The 21,920-nt window shown below is 68.5% G+C and carries 22 protein-coding genes; 10 read left to right on the top strand and 12 right to left on the bottom strand.

The window, feature by feature from the left end; translation table 11 throughout:
• Positions 1-21: 21 nt before the first annotated feature.
• The 8 genes from LRH25_RS09875 to LRH25_RS09910 form a co-directional block, all read right to left on the bottom strand.
• On the bottom strand, positions 22-990 hold the full coding sequence (locus tag LRH25_RS09875; RefSeq protein ID WP_231011070.1) for a Bug family tripartite tricarboxylate transporter substrate binding protein: 969 nt from the start codon (positions 988-990) through the stop codon (positions 22-24).
• The gene (locus LRH25_RS09880; RefSeq protein WP_231011071.1) at positions 987-2,261 is read right to left on the bottom strand and encodes an alpha-hydroxy acid oxidase; all 1,275 of its coding nucleotides are present in this window, start codon (positions 2,259-2,261) and stop codon (positions 987-989) included. The genes LRH25_RS09875 and LRH25_RS09880 overlap by 4 nt, the downstream gene beginning before the upstream one ends.
• Positions 2,262-2,266: 5 nt before the next feature.
• The gene (locus LRH25_RS09885) at positions 2,267-3,253 is read right to left on the bottom strand and encodes a Bug family tripartite tricarboxylate transporter substrate binding protein (protein WP_141288744.1); all 987 of its coding nucleotides are present in this window, start codon (positions 3,251-3,253) and stop codon (positions 2,267-2,269) included.
• Between the two features lie 52 nt (positions 3,254-3,305).
• The gene (gudD, locus tag LRH25_RS09890; RefSeq protein WP_141288745.1) at positions 3,306-4,640 is read right to left on the bottom strand and encodes a glucarate dehydratase; all 1,335 of its coding nucleotides are present in this window, start codon (positions 4,638-4,640) and stop codon (positions 3,306-3,308) included.
• Positions 4,641-4,672: 32 nt separating this feature from the next.
• Entirely contained in the window at positions 4,673-5,149 is a 477-nt protein-coding gene (locus LRH25_RS09895; protein ID WP_141288746.1) for a nuclear transport factor 2 family protein, read from the bottom strand.
• 104 nt (positions 5,150-5,253) lie between these two features.
• A complete protein-coding gene (gene kdgD / locus LRH25_RS09900) occupies positions 5,254-6,165 on the bottom strand; it encodes a 5-dehydro-4-deoxyglucarate dehydratase (RefSeq protein WP_141288747.1) in 912 nt (303 codons plus the stop codon).
• A gap of 224 nt (positions 6,166-6,389) precedes the next feature.
• Complete coding sequence (locus LRH25_RS09905; RefSeq protein ID WP_141288749.1) at positions 6,390-7,079, bottom strand: alpha-ketoglutarate-dependent dioxygenase AlkB; 690 nt, start codon at positions 7,077-7,079, stop codon at positions 6,390-6,392.
• 26 nt (positions 7,080-7,105) lie between these two features.
• A complete protein-coding gene (locus LRH25_RS09910) occupies positions 7,106-7,642 on the bottom strand; it encodes a hypothetical protein (RefSeq protein WP_211361445.1) in 537 nt (178 codons plus the stop codon).
• 184 nt (positions 7,643-7,826) lie between these two features.
• Between LRH25_RS09910 and LRH25_RS09915 the strand changes: the two genes are divergently transcribed.
• Complete coding sequence (locus LRH25_RS09915) at positions 7,827-8,501, top strand: TetR/AcrR family transcriptional regulator (protein WP_231011072.1); 675 nt, start codon at positions 7,827-7,829, stop codon at positions 8,499-8,501.
• Between the two features lie 6 nt (positions 8,502-8,507).
• Here the strand turns inward: LRH25_RS09915 and LRH25_RS09920 are convergent, their stop codons facing one another.
• On the bottom strand, positions 8,508-9,257 hold the full coding sequence (locus LRH25_RS09920; protein ID WP_141291901.1) for a FadR/GntR family transcriptional regulator: 750 nt from the start codon (positions 9,255-9,257) through the stop codon (positions 8,508-8,510).
• A 288-nt stretch (positions 9,258-9,545) separates the two neighbouring features.
• On the opposite strand from LRH25_RS09920, the gene garD reads away from it, so the two are divergent.
• Complete coding sequence (gene garD / locus LRH25_RS09925) at positions 9,546-11,099, top strand: galactarate dehydratase (RefSeq protein WP_231011132.1); 1,554 nt, start codon at positions 9,546-9,548, stop codon at positions 11,097-11,099.
• Positions 11,100-11,102: 3 nt separating this feature from the next.
• Here the strand turns inward: garD and LRH25_RS09930 are convergent, their stop codons facing one another.
• The gene (locus tag LRH25_RS09930; protein ID WP_231011073.1) at positions 11,103-13,274 is read right to left on the bottom strand and encodes a winged helix-turn-helix domain-containing protein; all 2,172 of its coding nucleotides are present in this window, start codon (positions 13,272-13,274) and stop codon (positions 11,103-11,105) included.
• Positions 13,275-13,467: 193 nt separating this feature from the next.
• Here LRH25_RS09930 and yghU point away from each other — a divergent pair, with 193 nt between their 5' ends.
• From yghU to LRH25_RS09965, 7 genes are all read left to right on the top strand, one after another.
• Positions 13,468-14,340, top strand: coding sequence for a glutathione-dependent disulfide-bond oxidoreductase (gene yghU / locus LRH25_RS09935; protein WP_141290386.1), 873 nt, complete (start codon positions 13,468-13,470; stop codon positions 14,338-14,340).
• On the top strand, positions 14,337-14,972 hold the full coding sequence (locus LRH25_RS09940; RefSeq protein ID WP_141290384.1) for a glutathione S-transferase N-terminal domain-containing protein: 636 nt from the start codon (positions 14,337-14,339) through the stop codon (positions 14,970-14,972). The genes yghU and LRH25_RS09940 overlap by 4 nt, the downstream gene beginning before the upstream one ends.
• 83 nt (positions 14,973-15,055) lie before the next feature.
• On the top strand, positions 15,056-15,934 hold the full coding sequence (locus LRH25_RS09945) for a ParB N-terminal domain-containing protein (RefSeq protein WP_231011074.1): 879 nt from the start codon (positions 15,056-15,058) through the stop codon (positions 15,932-15,934).
• Positions 15,934-16,242 (top strand): hypothetical protein, encoded by a 309-nt coding sequence (locus LRH25_RS09950; RefSeq protein WP_141290676.1) that lies wholly within the window; start codon positions 15,934-15,936, stop codon positions 16,240-16,242. Before LRH25_RS09945 ends, LRH25_RS09950 begins: the two co-directional genes overlap by 1 nt.
• Before the next feature lie 54 nt (positions 16,243-16,296).
• The gene (locus LRH25_RS09955) at positions 16,297-17,397 is read left to right on the top strand and encodes a S1C family serine protease (RefSeq protein WP_141290674.1); all 1,101 of its coding nucleotides are present in this window, start codon (positions 16,297-16,299) and stop codon (positions 17,395-17,397) included.
• Between the two features lie 130 nt (positions 17,398-17,527).
• Positions 17,528-17,968 (top strand): Hsp20/alpha crystallin family protein, encoded by a 441-nt coding sequence (locus LRH25_RS09960; protein WP_141290672.1) that lies wholly within the window; start codon positions 17,528-17,530, stop codon positions 17,966-17,968.
• Positions 17,969-18,009: 41 nt separating this feature from the next.
• On the top strand, positions 18,010-18,459 hold the full coding sequence (locus tag LRH25_RS09965; RefSeq protein ID WP_141290670.1) for an Hsp20/alpha crystallin family protein: 450 nt from the start codon (positions 18,010-18,012) through the stop codon (positions 18,457-18,459).
• A gap of 33 nt (positions 18,460-18,492) precedes the next feature.
• Here the strand turns inward: LRH25_RS09965 and gshA are convergent, their stop codons facing one another.
• Positions 18,493-20,019, bottom strand: coding sequence for a glutamate--cysteine ligase (gene gshA, locus LRH25_RS09970; RefSeq protein ID WP_310742420.1), 1,527 nt, complete (start codon positions 20,017-20,019; stop codon positions 18,493-18,495).
• Between the two features lie 376 nt (positions 20,020-20,395).
• On the opposite strand from gshA, the gene LRH25_RS09975 reads away from it, so the two are divergent.
• Positions 20,396-21,070 carry a class II glutamine amidotransferase domain-containing protein gene (locus tag LRH25_RS09975; RefSeq protein ID WP_141286847.1) on the top strand — a complete coding sequence of 225 codons (675 nt, stop codon included), beginning with the start codon at positions 20,396-20,398 and terminating at the stop codon, positions 21,068-21,070.
• A gap of 25 nt (positions 21,071-21,095) precedes the next feature.
• On the opposite strand, the gene LRH25_RS09980 is transcribed toward LRH25_RS09975, so the two are convergent.
• Positions 21,096-21,713 (bottom strand): flavin reductase family protein, encoded by a 618-nt coding sequence (locus LRH25_RS09980; protein WP_141286848.1) that lies wholly within the window; start codon positions 21,711-21,713, stop codon positions 21,096-21,098.
• Between the last annotated feature and the right edge of the window lie 207 nt (positions 21,714-21,920).

Below are 21,920 nucleotides of genomic sequence, written 5' to 3' on the forward strand. Positions count from 1 at the left end.
GTCGTCTTGTGCGGACGGAAATCAATCGACGGTGATCTTGCGATCACGGATCACCACGGCGTAGCGCTTGCGGTCGTCGTCGATCAGCTTGGTGAACTGGGCGGGCGTGTTGCCGGCGGGTAGGCCGCCCAGCTCGGTGATGCGGGTCTTGACGTCATCGGACGCCAGCACCTCGCGCAGGTCGCTGGCGATCTTGTCGACGATGTCCTTGGGCGTGCCGGCCGGCGCCAGCATGCCGACCCAGCTGCTGACGTTGACGCCGGGCACGCCGGCTTCGGCCAGCGTGGGCACGTCGGGCAGGTTGCTCAGCCGCTTGGGGCTGCTCACGCCCAGCGCGCGCAGCTTGCCGGTCTTGATGAAGCTGCTGGCTTCCAGTGCGGTGACAAACGAGAGCTGGACATGGCCGGCGATCAGGTCGCTGGTGGCAGGGCCGCCGCCGCGGTAGGGCACGTGCACGATGAAGGTTTCGGTGGTCGCCTTGAAGATTTCGCCGGCCAGGTGCGGCGCGCCGCCGGCGCCCGAGCTGCTGAAGGTCAGCTGGCCGGGCTTGCTGCGCGCCAGCGCGACGAATTCCTTCGCCGTCTTCGCCGGCACGCCGGGGTTGACCAGCATCACCAGCGGCAGGTCGGCCACCAGCGCGATGGGGGCGAACGCGGTGTCGGCGTTGTAGGGCAGCTTGGCGTAGAGCGAAGGGTTGATGGCCTGGGTGCCGAGGTTGCCCATCAGCAGCGTGTAGCCGTCGGGCTTGGCCTTGGCGACCGAGTCCGCGCCGATCTGCCCGGCTGCGCCGCCCTTGTTTTCGACCACCATCTGCTGGCCCCATTTCACGCTGAGCTTCTGCGCGATCAGGCGGGCGGTGGTGTCGGTGCCGCCGCCGGGCGGGAAGGGCACGACCAGCGTGACCGGCCGGGCCGGGAAGGCCTGGGCGCTGGCCGCGGCCGAGGCGGTGAGCGCGGCCACACAGGCCAGCGCGGTAAGAAGTCGTTTCATCCAAGAGTCTCCGGTATTGTCGACAAGCACCGGTCTTGACGCCGGCTCAAGAGTTCGGGGCCGATCTCGGCCAGATGGTTGACGCCCAGCAGGCCCATGTCGGCGCGGATCTCGCTTTTCAGCAGCGCAATGGCATGGGCCACGCCGGCCTCGCCGCCAATCGCGGCGGCATGGTTCATCGGCCGGCCGATGAAGACGCTTTTGGCGCCCAGCGCCAGCGCCTTCAGCACGTCGGTGCCGCGCCGAAAACCACTGTCGGCCATCACCGTCATGCTGCCGGCCGCTTCGGCCACCGCGGGCAACACGCGCAGCGGCGAGACGGTGCCGTCCAGCTGGCGGCCGCCGTGGTTGGAGACGATCACGCCGTCGACACCCAGCTCGCGGGCGCGGCGGGCGTCTTGCGGGTGGCAGATGCCCTTGAGCACCAGCGCGCCGCGCCAGCGCTGGCGCATCAGCTTCAGCGCGTCCCAGTCCAGGTGCTCGCGGCCGGAAAAGTCGCGCGTCACGTCCTTGGCCACCAGCGGTGCGCCGCGGCCAGCCTCGACGTTCTCGAAATGCGGCATGCCATGCCGGACCAGCGTGCGCAGGAAGGTGCCCAGCGCCCAGCGCGGATGGGTGAGGCCGTCCCACAAGAGGCGCAGGTCCGGCCGCAGCGGGGTCTTGAAGCCGTTGCGCGCGTTGTTCTCGCGGTTGGGCACCACGGCCGAGTCCACGGTGATGACCAGCACGTCCACCCCCGCCTTGGCCACGCGGTCCACCAGCGCCAGGCCGGCGTCGAGGTCGCGCGCCAGGTAGGCCTGGAACCAGGTGCCGGGCGCTTCGGCCAGCACGTCTTCCATGCGGATCAGCGCCGAACTGCTGAGCACCATCGGCACGCCGGCTTGCGCGGCAGCGCGGGCCTGCACGATGTCGCCGCGGTAGGCCGTCAGCGCGCTGATGCCCATGGGCGCGATGCCGAACGGCGCTTCGTAGCGCCGGCCGAACAGCTCGACCGACTGTTCGCGCGCGGACACGTTGACCAGCACCCGCGGCACGAACTGCCACTGCGCAAAGGCCTCGCGGTTGCCCTGCAGCGAAGCGTTGGTTTCGGTGGCACCGGCCACGTAGCCGAACAGTGGGCGCGGCAGCCGGCGCTGTGCGGCGGGCTCGAAGTCATCCAGCGACAGGAAGCGCCGGGCCAGCCGCTGCTGCTGCCGTGCCGCGCGCTGCGAACGCGGTGTGTCCGCGTGGGCAGGCGCAGCGTTGGCAGGCACGGTGGCGGCAGCCGTCATGGTGCTCAGTCGACCTTGATGTTGGCGGCCTTGATGACCTCGGCCCACTTGGTGACTTCGGCCTTCTGGAACGCCTGGATCTGGTCGGACGTCATGGGCTGCGACAGCATGCCCAGCTTGGTCAGGCGCTCCTGCATGTCGGCGGTCGCCAGGATCTTGCCGATCTCGCTGTTGAGTCGGTCCACCAGCGGCTTGGGCGTGCCGGCCGGCGCGAAGATGGCCTGCCACGAGACGACCTCGAAGCCAGGCAGCACCGTCTCGGCAATCGTCGGCACGTCGGGCAGGCTGCTGACGCGCTTGGCCGAGGTGACGGCCAGCGCGCGCAGCTTGCCGGACTCGATGAACTGCGCCGCGGCCACCGTGGTGTCGAACATCATGTCGACCTGGCCGGCCAGCGTGTCCTGCAGCGCAGGGCCGCTGCCCTTGTACGGCACGTGCACAACGTCCTTCAGGCCCAGCTTGTACTTGAACAGCTCCAGCGCCAGGTGCTGCGAGGTGCCGTTGCCGGCGGAAGCGGCCGTCAGCGGCTTGCTCTTCGCGGCAGCGGCCAGGTCCTTGGCGGTCTTGTACGGGCTGTCGGCCTTGACCAGCAGCACCAGCGGGTTGGTGCCGATCAGCGTCACCGGCACAAAGGACTTGACCGGGTCATAGCCGAGCTTGGGGTAGAGGCTGACGTTGATCGCGTGCGAGCTGATGGTGCCGCCCAGCAGCGTGTAGCCGTCCGGCGCCGCATGCGAGACGATTTCCGAGCCCACGCTGCCACCGGCGCCGGCCTTGTTCTCGACGATGACCGTGCCCTTCAGGGCCGGGCCCAGCTTGTCGGCGATCAGCCGGGCCAGGATGTCCGAGGTGCCGCCGGGCGGGAAGGCCACGGTGTAGGTGATGGGCTTGGACGGGTAGGCGTCCGCGGCGAGTGCGCGCAGCGGGAAAGCGCTGCCGAATGCAGCCAATGATGCGGCCGAGGCCAGCACGGAACGGCGAGTCGTGTTCATGGGGTGATGTCTCCGTTTGGGATGGTTTGGAACCAGGCTCAAGGCGCGCGCTTCAGCGCACCAGGCAGGGTCGCTTGTTGTCGAACTTCCAGCCAGGGATCAGGTACTGCATCGCGGTCGCGTCGTCGCGGCTGCCCAGTCCGTGCTGCAGGTAGAGCTGGTGCGCCGCTTCGACGGCGGCCATGTCCAGCGTCACGCCCAGGCCGGGCGCGGTCGGCACGGCGACTTCGCCGCCGACGATCTGCAACGGGTTCTTCGTCAGCTCCTGGCCTTCCTGCCAGATCCAGTGCGTGTCGATCGCGGTGACGCGGCCGGGCACCGCGGCCGCGGCATGGGTGAACATGGCCAGCGAAACGTCGAAGTGGTTGTTCGAATGCGAGCCCCAGGTCAGGCCGAAATCGCGGCAGGTCTGGCCTACGCGCACTGCCCCCTGCAGCGTCCAGAAATGCGGGTCGGCAAGCGGGATGTCGACCGACTGGAGTGAGAGCGAATGCACCATCTGGCGCCAGTCGGTGGCGACCATGTTGGTGGCCGTGGGCAGGCCGGTGGCGCGGCGGAATTCGGCCATCACCTCGCGGCCGGAAAAGCCGGCTTCGGCCCCGCACGGATCTTCGGCATAAGCCAGCACGCCGTGCATGTCGCGCATCAGGCGGATCGCGTCCTTCAGCAGCCAGCCGCCGTTCGGGTCCAGCGTGATGCGGGCCTTGGGGAAGCGGGCCTTCAGTGCCTTGATGGCTTCGACTTCCTGCTCGCCGCTGAGTACGCCACCCTTGAGCTTGAAGTCCTGGAAGCCGTAGCGGGCCTGCGAGGCTTCGGCCAGCTTGACGATGGCTTCGGGCGTCATCGCCTCTTCATGGCGCAGGCGCAGCCAGTCGTCGGCCTGGTCCGGCTGGGTGTCGTAGGGCAGGTCGGTCTTCCTGCGGTCACCCACGTAGAAGAGGTAGCCCAGCATCGGCACGCTGGCGCGCTGCTGGCCTTCACCGAGCAGCGCGCAAACGGGCACTTCCAGGTGCTGGCCCAGCAGGTCCAGCAGCGCGGTTTCCACCGCGGTGACCGCGTGGATGGTGGTGCGCAGGTCGAAGGTCTGCAGGCCGCGGCCACCGGCGTCGCGGTCGGCGAACTGGGTGCGCACCGCATTCAGCACGCGCTGCCAGTCGCCCACCTTGGCGCCGACCAGCAGGCCGCGGGCGTCTTCCAGCGTCTGGCGGATCGGCTCGCCGCCAGGCACCTCGGCCACGCCGGTGCGGCCGGCGCTGTCGGTCAGGATCAGCAGGTTGCGGGTGAAGAACGGCGCGTGGGCGCCGGACAGGTTCAGCAGCATGCTGTCGCGGCCCGCAACGGGCACGACACGCACTTGCTGGACGGTGGGCGTGGCAGAGGAGGTCATGGGAAGAAGCTCGGTTGAGGCCGCTGTGCGGCTCAGGTCGGGAGGCGAACGGCCTGGCGGGCCAGCAGCGTCCACGCGCCGGCCTGGCGGGTCCACACGCTCAGCACATGCAGCTTCACGGTGCCCGGGCCTTTGCCGGCGTCGTTGGTGGCGGCCTGCAGCACATGGCGCACGGTGGCCACGTCGCCGGTCACGGTGACCTGCTGCTCGGTCAGGCTGATGCTGACGAAGTCTGAATTGCCTTCCAGCAAGTCCTTGATGAAGCTGGCCTTGGTGTCGACCTTGCCGCCGGAATGGCCGTAGGTCAGGTTGTCGGCGACGATGGCTTCGAGCGCGGCGCGGTCGGGGTCGACCATCAGCGTGCGCAGCTTTTCGACGGCTGCGCCGACGGCACGGGCTTCATCGCTTTGCGCCATGGCGGCCTCCGGCAAGGTGACAAGGGGCAGCGTGGCGGCAAGCGTCAGCAGTGCGGAAAGCGCAGCGCGGCGCGAGCGTTGGATCAGTTTCATCAGGTGTCTCCTGTAGGGATCATGGAACATGCCGCGCCCCGGCTCTGCGGCCGTTGGGGCGGTGGCATGGGGAGGCGGCGCGAGGCCGCCGGGGACTTGGCGCCTTACTGCGGGCCGAGCTTGGCCATCAGCGCGGCCAGTTCGTCGTACTCGGCCTGCTTCAGGTCGGAGATGGGCGGGCGCACCGGGCCGGCGCTGTGGCCGATGATGGTGGCGCCAGCCTTCACGATCGAGACCGCATAGCCTTCGCCCTTGTTGCGGATCGCGATGTAGGGGATGAAGAAGTCGCGGATCAGGCGGTCGCAGGTCTCGGTGTCGTTCGCGGCATGGGCGTTGTAGAAGTCCATCGCCGTCTTCGGAATGAAGTTGAAGACTGCAGACGAATACACCGGGCAGCCCATGGCCTTGTAGGCACCGGCGAACAGCTCGGCGGTGGGCAGGCCGCCCAGGTAGGCGAAGCGCTCGCCCAGGGTCTGGCGCACCGAGACGAACTTCTCGATGTCGCCCACGCCGTCCTTGAAGCCGATCAGGTTCGGGCAGGTGTCGGCCAGCACTTGCAGGCTGGCGGGCGTCAGGCGGCAGTTGGCGCGGTTGTAGACGATGACGCCGAACTTCACGCTCTTGCAGACCGCCTGCACGTGGGCGATCAGGCCTTCCTGGCTGGTTTCGGTCAGGTAAGGCGGCATCAGCAGGATGCCTTGCGCGCCCAGGCGCTCTGCTTCCTGCGCGTACTGGATGGCCAGGCGGGTGCCGCCACCGGCACCGGCGATGATGGGCGTGCGGCCCTTGCAGGTCTCCAGCGCCACCTTCATCACCGCGCTGAACTCGACCGGTTCCAGCGAGAAGATCTCACCGGTGCCGCCGGCCGCGAACAGCGCCGAGGCGCCGTAGGGCTGGAGCCATTCCAGCCGGTCGGCGTAGGCCTTGGGCGCGAAGTTCAGCTCGCTGTCGAAATCGGTCAGCGGGAACGAGAGCAGGCCGGATTGCAAGACGGCTTTGAGTTCTTGGGGGGACATGAGGGCTCCTGGCAGCGAAGGACTGGGGAAGTGAACAGAACAGCCAGGCAGAACAGCGAACAAGGGCCTGGCTTCGAGATGTTGTCAGTCATCGTACAACACCAAAGCCGATTGGGACTTGGTGATTCCACTGACGCGGCAGTGGCTTGTTTGAGTTCCGCGCCGAGGCCACCAGCAACGACCAGTCCCCACCGGTCGTTCAAACAAATGGGGTCAGAGTCAATTTATCTGGAAATGGTGGTGACCATGGTTGACTCATCCGTTGGATAAATTGACTCTGACCCCATTTGTTTGCTGACCCCATTTGTTTGCTCGCGACCTTGGTGGTAGTCCCGCCGCGTGCGAAACGTGACCGACCAGCGCAGCGCCGCCACCGGCGGCACGCTGTGCTGCCAGTCCCAGCGCGACGGGCCACGCATGGCATAGATCGAGCGGGGTGCCACCGGCACGCGCAGCACATCTTCGCGCCTGGCTGTCTCCGGTGGATACGGCCGGAAGCGCAGCATGGCCTCGCTGCCCAGCGAGACGCCGAAGACGTGCTCGAAGTTCGGCACGTCGCGGTGCCAGCCTAGCGGGGTGCCCGGTGCGTATTCGGCAACCAGCGCATGCACCAGGTCTTCCGGCGCCACGCCGGCCCAGGCGGCGACGCGCTCGCGCAGCGGCTTGAGTTCGTCGACAAGCGGGGCGGCGGGCAGCAGGCGGTTGGCGTCGTAGTCGTAGCTGCCGCCGTAGCTGACGACGCGGCGGCGGGCGGTGTATTGCTTGTACTTCGCGGCGGCCAGCGGCAGGCTGCGGATCAATTCGATCAACCCGGCCTCTTCGGCTTCGGTGAGGAACTCAGGCTGGTAGCTCAAACCCGGCGGGAGCCGCGAAGGCAGCATCTCGGCGGGTTCGAACAGCGATGGCTGGTGCATCGCCGAAGTCTAGGCCCGTGGCTGGCTCATGACGTGAGCCTGGTCTTGCGCTGGGGCCAGAGCCGGAAGGCGAGCGCCAGCAGCAGGATGACGACTGGCACGGCGTAGCTGGCAGACGTCGGGATGCGCTTGCCGAAGGTCACCATGAAGCTGATCCACAGGTAGTAGATGCCGGCCGTGTGCAGCCGGCCCCAGGTCTTGCGGCCGAGCCAGGCGGCAACCGTGTCGGACGAGCTCAGCGCCATCAGCGCGATGAAGCCGTAGGCAATGCCACCGGTGATCTGGTTGCCCAGGCTGCTGGCCTGGTGGAAGCCGGCGGGATCGAGGTTGGCGAAGCCGAGGATGGCGGCCAGGTGGACGGTGTGCGAAACCGCGAAGGCCAGGCCCAGGTGGCGGCGGTTGCGCAGCTGCCAGCGGGTCAGGGCGCCGGGCCAGTGGCGGGCGGCGGCCGAGGCGGTGAAGACCAGGAGAAACAACAGCCACGAGCTGCGCGCGGTCAGGCGAATGGCCAGGCGCAGCGCAGGCACCAGGTCCGGCAGCACCAGCAAGGGAGTCGCCGCCATCAGCAGCAGCGCCAGCGACAGGCAGGCCAGCAGGCGCCGCCCTTCGAGCAGCCTGGCGCGGGCAGGGGTGGGGCAGGGGGCGAGTGTGCATGGTGGTGGCCGGTGACTTCAATGTGATCGGAGATTACATTTCGGCCCAGGCGCCGGCCCAGGCGCCGGTCCAGGCGCCACACAAGGTGCTTACATGGTCAAGCCAGCCAAGGCTTCTGCTTCTCACGCTGCGCCCGCAGCGCGTGCCTACCACCACGGCAACCTGCGCCAGGCCTTGCTGGAGGCTGCGCTGGTGCTGGCGCAGCAGCGCGGGCCGGAAGGCGTGAGCGTGCGCGAGGCGGCGCGGCAGCTGGGCGTGTCGCCCGGCGCGCCGTTCCGGCATTTCCCGAACCGGCGGGCGCTGATGACGGCGATGGCCGAGGAGGCCAGCGCGCGGTTGCAGATCGAGGTGCGCAAGGCCATTCGCCCGCGGGACAAGACACCGCTGGCGCGGCTGCGCGCGCTGGGCCGCGGCTACCTGCAGTGGGCCAGGGCGCACGAGGCGCATTTCCGCATTGTCTCGGCACGGGACCAGATCGACCTGGCGGGTTCACCGGCGCTGCAGGCCAGCATGCAGGCGGTGCGTGCGCTGACCGAGCAGACGCTGCACGAAGCGCAGGCTGTGGGTGAAGTGAACTCGGCGCACGACGCGGCGGCGTTGGCGCTGCTGTCGCGCGCGACCGTCTATGGCCTGGCGCGCATGCAGCTGGACGGTCACCTGCCGCAATGGGGTGTGAAGCCCGGCGGCGAAGCGGCGGCCACCGAGGCGACGCTGGCGCTGTTGGTCAGGCTGATGGCGGCAGGTGCAAGCGGCGCGCCAGCTGCTTGAGGCAGCTCAGCCCTGCTGCGCGCGGCGGCGGCGTTCGCGGCTGTTGGCCAGGTGGGTGCGCATCGCGGCGCGGGCGGCGTCAGGGTCCTGGCTGGCGATGGCGTCGAAGATGCTTTCGTGTTCGCCGTTGACGCGGCGCAGGTAGAGGCTGCGCTCTTCGGTCAGCGCGTCGCTGAGCGCGGTGGTCGGCTGCAGGCGGGCGCGCGGGATGATCATGCTGCCCAGCGTCTGCATCAGGTCGGCGAAGTGGTGGTTCTGCGTGGCGCGGGCGATTTCCAGGTGGAACTGGAAGTCCGGTGCAATCGCATCGCCACCGTTGGCCACCGCCTGGGTCACCGCGTCGAGTGCCTGGCGCATGGCCTGCAGGTTGGTGGGGCTGCGTCGCACGGCGGCCAGCGCGGCGGCTTCGGTCTCGAGGCCGATGCGCAGCTCCAGCACCGCGATCACGTCGTTCAGCGTACTGAACTGCTCTGGCGAGATGCGAAAGCCGGTGCCCTCGGAAAAACCGATCACGAAGGTGCCGATGCCGTGCCGCGTCTCGACCATGCCGGCCGCCTGCAGCTTGGAGATGGCCTCGCGCACGACGGTGCGGCTGACCTCGAATTCGGCCATGATGGCCGCTTCGGTCGGCAGCTTGTCACCGGGTGCCAACCGGCCATCCCGGATGCGGTCGCCCAGGGAGTCAACCAGCTCCAGGGCAAGGGTGCGGGGCCGCCGGCGGGCGGGAAGCGTGGAATTCGGTGCAACAGGCTGCATGCGGGGTATTGTCCCTCGTCGGATCGGTGGAATCCCAGGTCGGGCGCTGGCTTCAACGCGCTAAAGTGCCGTTCCTGGTTATGTTGTACGACGACATACAACTATCATCTCCGGGCTGTGATGCCTGCGCAAGTCAGCAAAGACCCGCAGCGCAACAGCGCCAGAGCCAGCTTTTCAGTTCCTGACCTGAGCGAGTTTGCCTTGACCAACGCCGCCGCCCCGACCGCAGCCCCCGTGGCTGCCCCTTCCATCGCCTCGCTGACCGCCAGGCCGCCGCTGACGCTCAGCATGCACCCGGCCGACAACGTCGCCATCGTCGCCAACGACGGCGGCCTGCCTGCCGGCACCGAGCTGCCGCCCGGCCTGCCCGGCGCCGGCCTGGCGCTGCGCGAGAAGGTGCCACAGGGTCACAAGGTGGCGCTGGAGGACATTGCCGAAGGCGCGGTGGTGCGGCGCTACAACGTGCCCATCGGCTACGCGGTGAAGGACATTCCGGCCGGCAGCTGGGTGCACGAGCGGCTGCTGAAGATGCCGGCCGCGCGCGAGCTGGACGACACGCTGCCGATTGCCACCGTCAAGCCGCCGCACCAGGACCCGCTGGTCGGCCACAGCTTCCAGGGCTATCGCAATGCCGACGGCTCGGTCGGCACGCGCAACCTGCTGGCCATCACGACGACCGTGCAGTGCGTGGCCGGTGTGGTGGCGCTGGCGGTGGCGCGCATCCGCAGCGAACTGCTGCCGCTGTACCCGAACGTGGACGGCGTGGTCGGCTTGGAGCACACCTATGGCTGCGGCGTGGCCATTGACGCGCCGGACGCGATCATCCCGATCCGCACCCTGAAACACATCTCGCTGAACCCGAATTTCGGTGGCGAGGTGATGGTCGTCAGCCTGGGCTGCGAGAAGCTGCAGCCAGAGCGCCTGCTGCCGCCTGGCAGCTTCGCGATCCAGCCGGCCGACGACGGCAGCGAAGCCGGGCTGGACGTGGTCTGCCTGCAGGCCGAGGCGCATGTGGGCCTGATGTCCATGCTGGACGACATCGTGCAGAGCGCCAAGCCGCACCTGGCGCGACTCAACGCCCGCCAGCGCGAGACCGTGCCGGCCAGCGAGCTGGTGGTGGGCGTGCAGTGCGGCGGCAGCGATGCGTTTTCCGGTGTGACGGCCAACCCGACCGTGGGCTTCGCGGCCGACCTGCTGGTGCGCGCCGGCGCCACCATCATGTTCAGCGAGAACACCGAGGTGCGTGACGCGGTGGACCAGCTGACCAGCCGCGCCGCCACGCCCGAAGTGGCCGAGGCGATCAAGCGTGAACTGGGCTGGTACGACCGCTACCTGGACCGCGGCCGTGTGGATCGCTCGGCCAACACCACGCCGGGCAACAAGGCGGGTGGCCTGTCCAACATCACCGAAAAGGCGATGGGCTCCATCATCAAGAGCGGCAGCTCAGCCATCTCGCATGTGCTGCCGCCCGGCGAGAAGCTGCGCCGTGACCAGCGCGGCCTGGTCTTCGCCGCGACGCCGGCCAGCGACTTCATCTGCGGCACGCTGCAGCTGGCCGCCGGCATGAACCTGCACATCTTCACCACCGGCCGCGGCACGCCTTACGGCCTGGCCGAATGCCCGGTCATCAAGGTCGCCACCCGTAGCGATCTGGCGCGCCGCTGGCACGACATCATGGACGTCAACGCTGGCCGCATCGCCGACGGCGAGCAGACCATCGAGGAAGCCGGCTGGGCGCTGTTCCAGCTGATGCTGGACGTGGCCAGCGGCAAGAAGACCTGGGCTGAACACTGGAAGCTGCACAACTCGCTGGTGCTGTTCAATCCGGCGCCGGTGACCTGAGTTTCACTGTCCGTCCGCCGGCACGCGCACCAAGTCGCCTTGCGTCGGCCCGTGGCGGGTTACCAAGGCCAGGCCTGTCTTGTCGATGGACAGCGAGCGGAACGGGCCGATGGAGGCGCTGGGCAGGGTGAGCAGGGCATGGTCGCGGCCGGTGGCGTCGCGGCGGATGAGCTGGTCGCCAGCGGCGCCGCGCGAGATGCGCCAGAGTTCGCCGTCGTGCCAGGCCCAGTTGCCCCAATCCTGTTGCGCCAGGTCGTTCAGCACCAGCTCGCCTGGGGAGGCGGGACGGCCCTTGTCGTCCAGCCGGCGGCGCCACAGGCCGCGTTGATTTTCCCTGGCGTAGTACAGCCAGCGTTGCGTGCCGAGCATCACTTCGCGGCCGAAGTGGGCGTGGTCGTCGGTCAGCAGGCTGAAGGTTTGCGTGGCGGGGTCGAAGCGCCAGAGTTCGGGGTGGTTCTCGCGGGTGCTGTAGACGATCAGCGTGCGGCCGTCCACGCCCCAGCTGGGGCTGGCGACCTCGGCTTGCACGGGGATCACGGTCGGTGCTGCACCGCCGTTCAAGTCGCCGATCACCAGCTGGTTTGGTCCGTCGCTCGGGCTCAGCACGGTGGCGTAGCGGCGGCCATCCGGGCTGCAGGCGGGCGGCTCGGGCGTGCCGGCGGGCAAGGGCAGTTCGCGGGCCTCGGCGTTGGCGCCGTCGCGGTACCAGACGCCGATGCGGCGTGCCCGGAAGGACACGAAGATCGGGTGCTCGGCGTCCTGGCAGGCGTCGGCATACAGGTCGCGGCCGCTGGAGCGGATGCTGCTGCGCAGCGCACCATCGGCCAGCGTGTAGAGCTCGATGTGGTCGTCGTAGCGCAGCACGCTGGCGGCCACGTCGCCGGAACCGTCGGGGATCGCGGCCAGGCTGCCGACGTTGTCGATGCGCGCGAAGCGGCTGGGCGTGCCGCCGTCGGCGTCCACGCGCCATAGCGCGAAGTCGCCGGCCAGCCCGGCCGAGAAGACCAGGTCGCGGTCGCCCTGCCGCCAGGCCAGGGCCCAGATCGGAGCGGTCTCGCGCGTCAGCCGCAGCACCTCACCGCTGCGCACGTCCAGCCGCACCAGGTCGCCCACGGTGTCCTTCAGCTGCAGCACCGCGAGGTGGCGGCCGTCGTGGGACCAGGCCATCTCGCCATAACCCAGGCCTTCGCCGGCCTGCGCCAGCACGCGTTCCTGGCCGTCCGCCATGTGGTGCAGCATCAGCGCCAGGCCGCCAGGTGCACTGGAGGAGCGGCGCGAGAAGGCCAGCCACTGGCCGTCCGGCGAAGCGGCCAGCGTGGCGGCGCCGGTGAGGTAGTGGCACTCGGCCAGGTCGCGCCGGCTGTCGTTGCGCAGGTCCACCAGCATCACGCGGCAGCTTTCACCGTGCTGGCCTTGCAGGTAGGCCAGGTGATGGGTGTCCACCCAGACCGGCCGGTAGAGGCGGTCCTGCGGATCGGTCAGCTCACGCGCAGGCGCCTCGGGCCGCTGCAGGTCGACCACGCGCAGCCGCGGCGGTACGCCGGTGCGCCGCCACACATAGGCCAGCGAGTGCCCATCCGGTGAATAAGCGGGCGACTCCTCGATGCCTTCCAGCGTGGTGATGGCGCTCAGCGAGCGCTGCGCGACGGTGTTCGCACCGTGGCGAGCCTGCCAAGCCAGCGCCAGGGCCATGACCAGCAGCACAGAGACTCCACCGGCCAGCCAGGGCAGCTTCGACTTGCGGGCGGGCGCCGGCGCTTCCGCTTCTGCCCCGGTGACCTGAACCGCCGGCCACAGCAGCCGGTAGCCGGACTTGGAAATCGTCTCGATCGGGCCGGTGTCTTCGTCGGCCTCGCTGTCTGGCCGCACCGGCTCGGCGGACGACGCCTTGCGCAGGCTGCGCCGCAGTTGCGAGACGGTGTGCGTCAGGCCGCTGGAGCCGGTGTAGCTGTTGCCGGCCCAGACTTCGGCGATCAACTGCTCGCGGCTGACCACCTTGCCGGCATGCTCCGCCAGCCTCAGCAGCACCGCAGCGGCCTTGCCTGAAATGCGCTCGCTGCTGCCTTCGGCCTCCAGCGTGCGCGCGGCTGGATCGAACACGAAATGCCCGATGCGCCAGACGGCGTTGGGCGGCGATGCGGGCGCGGCTTCGGTCAACCCATCCAAGTCCTGCAACCCGCCCTCCGCCTTCTTCACAAAACATTCAAAAGTCGGACTTTAAGCGAGCGTGCGCTGCCCATTGGCGTCTGATTCGACGTGCTGCGGTAAAGGCTGGCCCTGCGGTGGGGGCGAAGACCGGGCAACAGCAGGCGGCAGGCCGGCTGCATACACTGCGCCGGATTCAAAGCCTTCTCCCGGAGCTTGCTGCATGGTCGATTCGTCCAACTACACCCCACCCGCCATCTGGACTTGGCAGCGCGAGAACGGCGGCAGGTTTGCCAGCATCAACCGCCCCATTGCGGGGGCGACACATGACAAACCGCTGCCGGTGGGGCGGCATCCGCTGCAGCTGTATTCGCTGGCCACGCCGAATGGCGTGAAGGTCACGGTGATGCTGGAGGAACTGCTGGCGCTGGGGCATGCAGGCGCGGAGTACGACGCCTGGCTGATCCCGATCAACGAAGGCGCGCAGTTCGGCAGCGGCTTTGTCGAAGTCAACCCGAATTCCAAGATCCCGGCGCTGATGGACCGCAGCGGGCCTGAGCCTGTGCGTGTGTTCGAGTCCGGCGCCATCCTGCAGTACCTGGCGGAGAAGTTTGGCGCCTTCCTGCCGGCCGGCGGCAGCGCGCGGGCCGAGTGCCTGTCCTGGCTGTTCTGGCAGATGGGCAGCGCGCCGTTCCTGGGTGGCGGGTTCGGGCACTTCTATGCCTACGCGCCGACCAAGCTCGAATACCCGATCGACCGCTACGCGATGGAAGTCAAGCGCCAGCTCGACGTGCTGGACCGGCATCTGGCCGAGCACCGCTACCTGGCGGGAGACGACTACACGATTGCGGACATGGCCGTGTGGCCCTGGTATGGCACGCTGGTCAAGGGCCAGCTCTACGAGGCCGGCGAGTTCCTTCAGGTGCACGAATACAGGCATGTGCTGCGCTGGACCGACGAGATTGCGCTGCGTCCGGCCGTGCAGCGTGGCCGCATGGTCAACCGCACCTGGGGCCAGCCGTCCAGCCAGTTGCACGAGCGGCACGAGGCCAGCGATTTCGACACGAAGACGCAAGACAAGCTGGGCGCCGCATGATCACGCTTTACGACTGCGCCACCGCGCCCAGCCCGCGCCGCGCCCGCATCCTGCTCGCCGAAAAAGGCGTGGCGCACGAGACGGTGCAGGTCGACCTGCGGGCCAACGAGCAGATGGGCGAGGCCTACCGGCGCATCAACCCGCAGTGCACCGTGCCGGCGCTGCGCACCGAGGAAGGCGGCCCGCTGCTGACCGACAACGCGGCCATTGCCGCGTGGGTCGAAGCCGCGTTTCCGCAGCCGCCGCTGCTGGGCAGGACGCCGCAGGAGAAGGCCGAGATTGCCAGCTGGCAGTGGCGCATCGAGTTCGAGGGGCTGATGGCGATTGCCGAGGCTTTTCGCAACAGCTCGCCGGCCATGGTCAACCGAGCGCTGCCAGGCCCGGTGGACCATGCGCAGATTCCAGAACTGGCGGCGCGCGGCCTGGCCCGGGTGCAGCAGTTTTTCGTGGACCTGGACCAGCGCCTGGCCGGACGCGAGTTCATCGCGACCGAGCGCTTCAGCCTGGCCGACATCACCGCGGTGGTGGCCGTGGACTTCGCGCGGGTCGTGAAACAGAAGCCCGGCGAGCAGCACCCGAACCTGCTGCGCTGGCGGGCGGCGATGGCGCTGCGGCCGTCAATGTCCTTGTAAGCTGCTCTCCATCCCTTGCGGGCATTGCGGCCGGCCTCCCTACAATCGCGCCCCTTTTCCCTGTTTTCCCTCACATCGCGCACATGGACATCGTCGTCAACGAAGAACTCAAGGCTTACATCGACCCGTTGACCGCGGAAGAACATGAAGCGCTGGAACGCAGCATCCTGGCCGAAGGCTGCCGGGACGCGCTGGTGCTGTGGGGCAATGTGCTGGTGGACGGGCACAACCGCTACGGCATCTGCCAGCAGCACGGCGTGCCGTTCCAGACGGTGCAGAACACCCGCTTCCAGAGCCTGGAAGACGTGCACCTGTGGATGATCGACCAGCACCTGGGCCGGCGCAGCGTGTCGGACTTCCAGCGTGGCGTGCTGGCGCTGCGCAAGCGCGAGATCGTCGCCACCCGGCGGCTGCGCAAGCAGGCCGAGCCGGCCGCGGAATTCAAGGCGCCGGTGGGCGACGAGCGCTTCGTGCCGCCCGAAAGCCAGCCCACGCCCAAGCCCGCCGACACGCTGGAGACCCGCGAGGCGCTGGCCAAGGCTGCCCGCCTGAGCAACAGCCAGGTGGTGATGATCGAGAAGATCCAGAAGCAGGCGGCGCCCGAGCTGGTGGCCGCGGTGCGCGCCGGCACGCTGTCGCTCAGCGCCGCGGCGGCAGTGGCCAGCCTGCCGGCCGAGGAACAGGTCGCAGCGGCCAATGCAGGCAAGGACGAGTTGAAGCAGGCCGCCAAGCGCGTGCGCGATGCCAAGCGCAAGACGCCGGTCGAAGTGGCGGTGATGCCCGCAGCGCAGGCTGCGCCCACGCTGCCCGCGGACGACACCGACGACAACGTCGACTCGCTGCGCCAGCGCGTGGCCGCGCTGACCGCGGAAAACGCCACGCTGCGCCAGCAGGTCGCGGAACTGCATTCGCAGCTGCAATACGCTGCCCAGAACGGCGGCGACACCTCGCCTCCGTTCTGATGCTGGCGCTGCGCTACCTGAGCTTCGACCTCAGCGACAACGATGAAGGCGTGACCACGCTGGAGGCGCTGGCCTCCACCTCGGCCGCGCAGCACGCCGCCGTGCTGGCCGAGGTGCAGCAGGTGCTGGACTGGGCCCGGCAGCATTTCCCGCACGGCCATGGCCCGCTGGACGACGGCATGGACTGGGACGAGGATCTGCAGGTCAGCGTCGAAGGGCCGTGGCACTCGGTGACCTTGACCCTGGCGGCTTCGGCCCGCTTTGTTGAGGCCTTCCTGCCGGTGTTCGGCGGGCCGCCGGAAGATTGAAGGCGGCGCTGGCTTGCCTATCATCTCGGGCCAGTGTCACTCCTGCTGTCTGCCATGCGCCCGATTCGCCTCGCGTGCCTTGCTTGCCTCGCGCTCGCGCTGCCGCTTGCCGCCACCCTCGCTGAAGCCAAACCTGAAGCCAGACCCGACGCACCGCCCCGGCCGGTGACGCCGCGCGGCGTGCTCGGTGCCGACGAACTGAACAACATCGCGGTCTTCAAGGCCGTGTCGCCCTCGGTGGTCAACATCACCGCGCTGGGGCTGGAGCGCGATTTCTTCTCGCTCAACGTCCAGCAGGTGCCACAGGGCACCGGCACCGGCTTCGTGTGGGACACGCAGGGCCACGTTGTCACCAACTTCCACGTGATCCAGGGCGCCAGCGGCGCGCGGGTCACGCTGGCGGACCAGTCCAGCTACAAGGCCGAGCTGGTCGGCGCCTTCCCGGACCGGGACATCGCGGTGCTGAAGATCCCGGCGCCGGTGGCCAAGTTCAAGCCGGTGACCGTGGGCACCAGCCGCGACCTGCAGGTTGGCCAGAAGGTCTACGCCATCGGCAATCCATTCGGCCTGGACCAGACGCTGACCACCGGCATCGTCAGCGCGCTGAACCGCGAGATCGAGTCGGTCACGCATCGCACGATCAAGGGTGCGATCCAGACCGACGCGGCCATCAACCCCGGCAACTCCGGCGGCCCGCTGCTGGACTCCGCCGGCCGGCTGATCGGCGTCAACACGGCGATCTACAGCCCGTCCGGCGCCAGCGCCGGCATCGGTTTCGCGATCCCGGTGGACGAGGTCAACCGCATCGTGCCGCGGCTGATCCGCGACGGCCGCATGGTGCGGCCTTCGCTGGGCGTGACCGGTGGCGGGCCGGAGATCAACCGTGCGCTGGGCCTGCCCAAGGGCGTGGCGCTGGTGCGGGTGCAGCGCAACGGCCCGGCGGCCAAGGCCGGGCTCAAGGCCTTCAGCCGGGGCGACGGCGGCATCCTGGCCGGCGACGTGATCACCGCGGTCGATGGCGAGCCGGTCGAGACGCAGGACGACATGCTGACCGCGCTGGAGCGCCTGCAGCCCGGCGACAGCTGCACGCTGAGCGTCTGGCGCAGCGGCGCGACCCGCAAGTTGACGGTCACGCTGGCCGAATCCGACGACTGAAAAAATCTCGAAAAAAGTCTCTTGAAAACCTGGCGCGGCGCTCCTAGTTTTGGAGCCAGAAGCGCTGGGGGCCAGTCTTCGGCGCTTCGTTCCACCCTTGTTTGACGCAAGAACGAATGGAGGTTTCGCCATGTATCGATCCCTGTTTCCCCGCGACATGTTCGCCGAGCTGGATCGCCTGCAACGCGACATGCAGCAGGCCTTCGACCTGTCTCCCAGCATCCGCGGCTTCGGCCGCCAGAGTTTCCCGGCCTTGAACGTCGGCGGCACGCCGCAGTCCGTCGAGATCTATGCATTCGCCCCGGGCCTGGACCCGGCCACACTGGAGGTGCAACTCGAGCGCGGGCTGCTGACGATTGCCGGCGAGCGCAAGAACTCACTGGCCGAGGCCGGTGACAGCAAGTCCGCGGTCCACATCAACGAGCGCTTTGCCGGCAGCTTCCGGCGCGTGTTGACCCTGCCGGAAGATGCCGATCCGGAAGCCGTTGAGGCGCGTTGCAAGGACGGTGTGCTGCACATCACGGTGCAGCGCCGTGCGGCCTCGCAGCCGCGGCGCATCACTGTGCAGTGAGCCGTCTTTCCTGAACTTCAGCATCCAGGAGATTGACCATCATGAACAGCTTCAATCTTTCGTCCAAAACGCCCAACAGCTCGTCGCTTGCAACCCGCCCCGGCAACCAGGCGGCGGACAGGCCGCAGGACCAGTCTCAAGGCAAGGCGAACTACAGCGACGCCGCGCTGACCCCGCCGGTGGATGTCATCGAGGACTCGCAGGGCATCACGCTGTATGCGGACTTGCCCGGCGTGTCGCGTGACAAGCTGAACCTGCAGGTCACGGCCGACACGCTGACCATCGAGGCCGAATCCGGCCTGACGGTGCCCGAAGGCCTGCGGTCCAGTCACAGCGAGGTCAGTCTGGGCCGCTATCACCGGGTGTTCACGCTCAGCAAGGAGCTGGACACCGGCAAGATCGCCGCCGACCTGTCCAACGGCGTGCTGCGCCTGCGCATTCCCAAGGCCGAGCATGCGCAGCCCCGGCGCATCCAGGTGCAAGCCGGCTGACCGGCAAAAGCCCGCAGGGTCGCCCAGCCCCGCTCAGCCGAGCTGGCTGGGCGACAGGTAGTCCTTCAGGAAGTCGTCGAAATTCTGGGTTTCGGCGGCTTCGATGCGGGCCTGCTCGGCCAGCGACTCGCGGGCCATCGCGGCCCAGCGTTCGGCCGCAGTGGCGGGCAGCGGCTGGGCCAGGAAATGGGTGCGAACGGCGTCCGAGCGCTCGCGCACCCAGCCGACGAACGATGCGTCCGGCCGGGCCTGGATGGCCGCCAGCACGCGGGCTGAAGGCGTCAGCGCCGGGTTGGCCAGCATCTGCCGGGCGGCGCCCAGCGCGGCCTGGTGCGGCCTGCCGTCGCCGGCCAGTCGCTGGTCCAGCAGATCGGCGATGGGGCCCATCTGCGTGAGCAGCTCGGCGGCCCAGTCGGTCAGCGTCAGCGTCTGTTCGCCGCGCTCGAGCAGCAGGCCGGGCTCGCGGCCACGTGCGGCCGTGCGGTGCTGGTTGCGGGCCAGCGCAGCGACTTCTTCGGGCGTGTCCTGCGGGCTGTCGCTGAGCAGGCAGTGCAGCAGGAAAGCGTCGAGGAAATGCGAGGTCTGCGCGCCAATGCCGGCCGGCTCGAAGGGGTCCAGGTCCATGCAGCGCACTTCGACGTATTCCACGCCGCGCTGGCGCAGCGCATGCAGCGGGCGTTCGCCGCTCTGGATCGTGCGCTTGGGGCGGATCGTGCCGTAGAACTCGTTTTCGATCTGCAGCAGCGAGGTCGAGAGCTGCTGGTAGCGGCCGTCGGCGCTCTTGACGCCCAGCGCTTCGTAAGCCGGGTAGGGCTGGGTCAGCGCGTCCTGCAGCGAGGCGCCGTAGCCGGCCAGGTGGTTGTAGCTGACGCGCAGGCTGGCCTGGGCATCGCTCTGGTAGCCCAGGCGGCCCATGCGCAGCGAGGTGGCGTAGGGCAGGTACAGCGTGTCGGTGCCCATCGCATCCAGGCCATGCTGCAGGCCGGCGCCGAAGTCGGTGCTGGTGGCGGGCGAGGCGCCGAACAGCCACAGCAGCAGGAAGGAATGGCGGCGGAAATTGCGGATCAGGCCGAAGTATTCGTCGTTCGACAGCCCTGGCAGCGACCAGTTGTAGTGGATGCCGGAGATCGTCTGCATGCGGCGGCCGTAGCGGTGGCTCAGGCCGTGGCGGTAGACGGTCTTGGCCTGGCCGACGTTCGAGCGGCCGTACTGGCCGATGGGAATCTGCGCATCCGGCGGCAGCCGGCCGGGCATGCTGGCCACCCACAGGCGCTCGTCGCCAATGGCGCGGTAGCTCAGCTGGTGCAGCGTGGCGAGCTCGTCCAGCGTCTGGCCCACGGTGGTGTTGGCACCGGTCACCAGTTCGACCTGCGACTCGCTGAAGTCGGTCGTGATGTGCGGGTGCGTGAGCGCCGCGCCCAAAGCGGCAGGGTGCGGCGTGGCGGCGAGCTGGCCATCGGCCTGGGTGCGCAGGCTCTCTTTTTCAATGCCGCGGCGCATGCCGGCCAGGCGGGCCGCGCTCAGCGCTTGCAGTTTCAGTTGCAGGGATTCAAAGCTCACCGATGCCTCCTCGGCAGATTTTCTAGTTCAAAGCCGACTTGGCGGTCATCCAGTCGGCTGCTGTCGCGTTGCACTGGGATGGCAGCTTGCCCGGAAAGTGCGTCATTGGACGCCAATTTCAAGGCCACCGCATGGCAGCCCGATTAGGCCTCGCCAGGCTGGGGTTGCCGCGAGCAGCCGTGCCAAGGCTGCTCGAAATGTGGAAAGCGATTTGCCTCGGTGCCCCGAGGAGGTTTTTCGCGGCACGGAGGGTCGGCCAGCAGACTGTTGCCCAAAAGCAATTGTCGGCCCCGAACTTGCTAGCTTTTTCGGTGTGTGCACGCTCGCTTGCCCTGCTTCAATGTCAGCATTGGACCGAGCTTCCGCCTGAACCGCCATGTGCCTGATCATCAAAAAGCCCCGGGGCCGGCAGATTACCGCCGACTTCCTTGAAAACGCCTGGCGTGGCAACCACGACGGCTGGGGCTTCTTCTACCTCGACGGCAGCGGCCACCTCGCCACCACCAAGGGCATGCAGCTCAACGAGTTGCTGGCGCTGAACCAGGGCCTGCCGCTGGACTGCGAGGTCTACCTGCACCTGCGCAAGGCCACCTACGGCCACGTCAACCATGAGATGGCCCACCCCTACCAGGTGCGCGAAGGCCTCATGTTGATGCACAACGGCAGCATCGAACACCTGGCCCCCACCGACACTCGCCGCAGCGACACCTCCGAGCTGGCCCGCATGCTGGCCTGCATGTTCGACGGCCTGACCGACGCGCAAGTGGCCAGCATGATGCGCAGCGAAGGATTCAACCGCCTGATCACCCCGGCCATCAAGGGCTCGATGGTGGTGCTGCTGGACCGCGAAGGCGCGGTGCGCCTGGGCCGCGACTGGCACGTGGTCCAGCCGCGCGAATGGAACGGCGTGATGCCCGGCATCGAAGTCTCCAACACTCACGCCTGGGCCCCGCTCTGGGACCTGCAGACGCCGGCCTGGCGTCGCGTGGCCCGCAAGGCCTGGCAATGGCTGACCGGCCGCAAGGTCAAGCTGGTGATGCAGCGCGGCTGAGCGCCCGCTGCCGTCAATCGGTCAGTCAGCCCGGCCGTCGCAGCTTGAACTTCTGCTCCGGCGCTATGCGGAAATAGTCTGCCGGGCCGCCGCCACGCAGGATGGGCTGGCCGGCCGCTGTGTCGTACACGCCGTTCACCAGCAGGCGCTGCGCGATGTGCACGCCCACCACCTCGCCCAGGATCAGCCAGGTCGGCACGAGTTCGCCCGCGGCGCTCTGCAGCTGGACGATTTGCGTCAGCTTGCACTCGAAGCTGACCGGGCTTTCGGCCACGCGCGGCGGCTTGACCAGGCGCGAGGCCAGCGGCGTCAAGCCCGCCAGGCCGAACTCGTCGACCTCGGGCGCGACCATGGCTGACGAGGCATTCATCGCCTCGGCCAGCGGCTCGGTCGCCAGGTTCCAGCAGAACTCGCCGGTTGCGCGGATGTTGCGCAGGCTGTCCTTCTCGCCCACGCTGGCAAAGCCGACGATGGGCGGCGTGTAGTTGAAGCCGTTGAAGAAACTGTAGGGCGCCAGGTTCAACGCACCGGCCGCGGAAATCGAGGAGATCCAGCCGATCGGCCGCGGGCCGACGATGGCGTTGAACGGGTCGTGCGGCAGGCCGTGGCCTTTGGCGGTCTCGTAGAAATGGAGGTCGTGCATGAGGTGCGCATCCAGGTGGGCAGTGTGTGCTCTGCGACACGGAGGGTGTAAGGAAATGAATGAATGTAAGCGCTCGGCTTCGGCGCACGGGGCAGCGCCTGAAATGCCGGGCTGCAGGCTGGGGTGGCGATGATTGACGCCGCGGAGTCTGCGCCCGGATCATCGCGCCGGGCCGCGCATGTGCCGGCCATGGCCCGGAGGGATCAC

Source organism: Ideonella azotifigens, from assembly GCF_021043325.1.
Classification (GTDB): Bacteria; Pseudomonadota; Gammaproteobacteria; order Burkholderiales; family Burkholderiaceae_C; genus Ideonella; species Ideonella azotifigens.

Coding starts and splice junctions, on each gene's coding strand:
- LRH25_RS09875 (WP_231011070.1), bottom strand. CDS start 990: ATGAAACGACTTCTTACCGCGCTGGCCTGTGTGGCCGCGCTCACCGCC.
- LRH25_RS09880 (WP_231011071.1), bottom strand. CDS start 2,261: ATGACGGCTGCCGCCACCGTGCCTGCCAACGCTGCGCCTGCCCACGCG.
- LRH25_RS09885 (WP_141288744.1), bottom strand. CDS start 3,253: ATGAACACGACTCGCCGTTCCGTGCTGGCCTCGGCCGCATCATTGGCT.
- gudD (WP_141288745.1), bottom strand. CDS start 4,640: ATGACCTCCTCTGCCACGCCCACCGTCCAGCAAGTGCGTGTCGTGCCC.
- LRH25_RS09895 (WP_141288746.1), bottom strand. CDS start 5,149: ATGAAACTGATCCAACGCTCGCGCCGCGCTGCGCTTTCCGCACTGCTG.
- kdgD (WP_141288747.1), bottom strand. CDS start 6,165: ATGTCCCCCCAAGAACTCAAAGCCGTCTTGCAATCCGGCCTGCTCTCG.
- LRH25_RS09905 (WP_141288749.1), bottom strand. CDS start 7,079: ATGCACCAGCCATCGCTGTTCGAACCCGCCGAGATGCTGCCTTCGCGG.
- LRH25_RS09910 (WP_211361445.1), bottom strand. CDS start 7,642: ATGGCGGCGACTCCCTTGCTGGTGCTGCCGGACCTGGTGCCTGCGCTG.
- LRH25_RS09915 (WP_231011072.1), top strand. CDS start 7,827: ATGGTCAAGCCAGCCAAGGCTTCTGCTTCTCACGCTGCGCCCGCAGCG.
- LRH25_RS09920 (WP_141291901.1), bottom strand. CDS start 9,257: ATGCAGCCTGTTGCACCGAATTCCACGCTTCCCGCCCGCCGGCGGCCC.
- garD (WP_231011132.1), top strand. CDS start 9,546: ATGCACCCGGCCGACAACGTCGCCATCGTCGCCAACGACGGCGGCCTG.
- yghU (WP_141290386.1), top strand. CDS start 13,468: ATGGTCGATTCGTCCAACTACACCCCACCCGCCATCTGGACTTGGCAG.
- LRH25_RS09940 (WP_141290384.1), top strand. CDS start 14,337: ATGATCACGCTTTACGACTGCGCCACCGCGCCCAGCCCGCGCCGCGCC.
- LRH25_RS09945 (WP_231011074.1), top strand. CDS start 15,056: ATGGACATCGTCGTCAACGAAGAACTCAAGGCTTACATCGACCCGTTG.
- LRH25_RS09950 (WP_141290676.1), top strand. CDS start 15,934: ATGCTGGCGCTGCGCTACCTGAGCTTCGACCTCAGCGACAACGATGAA.
- LRH25_RS09955 (WP_141290674.1), top strand. CDS start 16,297: ATGCGCCCGATTCGCCTCGCGTGCCTTGCTTGCCTCGCGCTCGCGCTG.
- LRH25_RS09960 (WP_141290672.1), top strand. CDS start 17,528: ATGTATCGATCCCTGTTTCCCCGCGACATGTTCGCCGAGCTGGATCGC.
- LRH25_RS09965 (WP_141290670.1), top strand. CDS start 18,010: ATGAACAGCTTCAATCTTTCGTCCAAAACGCCCAACAGCTCGTCGCTT.
- LRH25_RS09975 (WP_141286847.1), top strand. CDS start 20,396: ATGTGCCTGATCATCAAAAAGCCCCGGGGCCGGCAGATTACCGCCGAC.
- LRH25_RS09980 (WP_141286848.1), bottom strand. CDS start 21,713: ATGCACGACCTCCATTTCTACGAGACCGCCAAAGGCCACGGCCTGCCG.